The organism is Peribacillus sp. P4_D6 (assembly GCF_056401795.1).
Genome location: NZ_JBFUIQ010000292.1, coordinates 1 through 1,989, shown reverse-complemented (window position 1 = coordinate 1,989; position 1,989 = coordinate 1). Strand labels below are relative to the sequence as shown.

Below are 1,989 nucleotides of genomic sequence, written 5' to 3'. Positions count from 1 at the left end.
CTTCTGTATACGCTTGAAACGTTTGCCCCTTCTTTGCCATACAAAAAATCCCCTCCAGATTGACAGTTAAGAACATTTTATCATGTTCTCTTTTTTCTCTGTCTACCTGAAGGGGATAATACCAAGGGGAGGTTCCCCTTAGCCATTCTTTTTATTTTTAATGAACAGACTACTCGATGTTAATATCTTCAGCTGTTTTTCCGGGGGAAAACTTATGGATGCGAATCACCAAAATCGGATTCGAGAATTCAGCGGTAATTCTTCGTGAGCAAATCGAAAAGGGGAAAGGGATCTTTCTCTGTGTGGGTAGCTTATCTTCTTTTTTTTCAAGAAATGGCTTATGAGTATCGTCAACGATGATCGATAGCTCATTATCACTTAGGCATACTTTAATATCTTTTACATCATGATCTTCCAAAACCGCTTCCACCATATACTCATCGTCACTTTCGTATATATCAATTGAAAAAAGTTGATGATCCAACGCACAAGTTTCCGGATCCAGAAAAAAACTTTTTACCCATTCATCAAACTTTTCAACCTCAGTCATTTGCGATCCATGTTGATTGTCTTGCATGTTGATACCCCCGGTTTTCCTTTGAGGTATTATATGATGGAGCATGAAGAATGGTGATTGGAAAAGTGAAATTGAAGATAATAAAAGATTTCGGGAAATTGGTTCTAAAAATGTAAAGAGCAACCAATACAAAGGGACGATGTGTATGCGGGTATTAAAAAGCAGAACAAGTTATAAAAGAAAGGGTCATAAGTCCTTCTAAAAGAGTGGATTTTTTAGAAGGATTGTAACTTTATAAGTACAAATAAGGCTTATAAAGCATGTAACTTCTTAAACTAAGGCTATCTCAATTCATCCCAATATAAAAAGACATACTCTGGTTCATGCTCTTTTTTCAACTCATCAACACTTGCTATTATTTCTAAAGTTTTCTTTTTATTCGTACGTAAAGTATTACTAGCGTTCTGTTTTAAACCCTTTTCATCCATGATATACACACTCCTTTATAGCATAGTTTGTGTCCTGCCCCTCTTCTTATTCTTGTTTTTGCAAGGAATGTAATCAGTTGAAATATTCATATGTCTTATGCTGCTTTGTTCATTTCACACGTGCAAATAGAGGCTAAAGGAAACAAACATTAAAAAGATTATTGTTTGTATAAGAGAACATATTGTGAAACATTTCAATTAAAGTAACGGGGAGGTTAGTTATGTTGAATTAAATGCTTTAGCCGCCATTTTGTTTGGCGGTTTTCTGTTGCCAATAAAAAAAATATTTTTTGTAACAAAATTGACTTGAATCGGATATATAGACGAAAGGAGGAAAAGGCTTGGGAGAACTAGATGAAATTTATAGTAATTATGCTGAAGAAGTTTTTAAATATCTAATGTATCTTTGTCACAACTCAGATTTATCAGAAGAACTAACACAAGAAACCTTCTATTAAGCTGTAAAATCCATTGATAGATATAATGGTGAATGTAAAATGTCAGTTTGGCTTTGTCAAATAGCGAAGCACTCCTATTATAAGCATCTTGAACGTAATAAGAAACAACAAAGACATATGCTTCAAGATGAAACAATACATACTTCTCCTGAAGCTGAACTTATTTATTCGGAAGACAAAATTGCCCTCAACAGAAGTGACTGAAAAAGAAGAAAAACAACTTCTTACCATTTTTAAAAAGTATAATAAAAAACTTAATTTGTTAGCTGTTTTACCAGCAGCAGAAATTGAAGATTGGTTACAAAAGAAAATGCTTCTGTAAAACAGAAACCTACAACGATCTATCCTATTGAGTACAATAAAGCTGCCATCGTCATTGGGAACGAGGGGATACTTAGGAAGAATGAGCCTTTTACCCCTAGTGGTTACGATTTAGGAACTGTTGTTAATTGGTGGTGTCACTCAATAGTCTGTTCGTACGAACTTTTATATTCATATTGAATGATCCATCGATTATTTTAGTGTG

Annotated in this window: 3 protein-coding genes; 1 reads left to right on the top strand and 2 read right to left on the bottom strand. The window is 34.1% G+C overall.

Features of this window, described 5'->3' with window-relative positions; all coding sequences use genetic code 11:
* Positions 1–169 precede the first annotated feature (169 nt).
* On the bottom strand, positions 170–577 hold the full coding sequence (locus AC1DVB_RS26875) for an Hsp20/alpha crystallin family protein (RefSeq protein WP_034312897.1): 408 nt from the start codon (positions 575–577) through the stop codon (positions 170–172).
* Between the two features lie 281 nt (positions 578–858).
* A complete protein-coding gene (locus tag AC1DVB_RS26870) occupies positions 859–1,005 on the bottom strand; it encodes a hypothetical protein (RefSeq protein ID WP_156404311.1) in 147 nt (48 codons plus the stop codon).
* Between the two features lie 639 nt (positions 1,006–1,644).
* On the opposite strand from AC1DVB_RS26870, the gene AC1DVB_RS26865 reads away from it, so the two are divergent.
* Positions 1,645–1,785 carry a hypothetical protein gene (locus tag AC1DVB_RS26865; RefSeq protein ID WP_156404310.1) on the top strand — a complete coding sequence of 47 codons (141 nt, stop codon included), beginning with the start codon at positions 1,645–1,647 and terminating at the stop codon, positions 1,783–1,785.
* The last annotated feature ends 204 nt before the right edge of the window (positions 1,786–1,989 follow it).

What these genes read in the sequence shown, in the direction of transcription:
- AC1DVB_RS26870 (WP_156404311.1), bottom strand. Translation starts at nt 1,005, where the DNA reads ATGGATGAAAAGGGTTTAAAACAGAACGCTAGTAATACTTTACGTACG.
- AC1DVB_RS26875 (WP_034312897.1), bottom strand. Translation starts at nt 577, where the DNA reads ATGCAAGACAATCAACATGGATCGCAAATGACTGAGGTTGAAAAGTTT.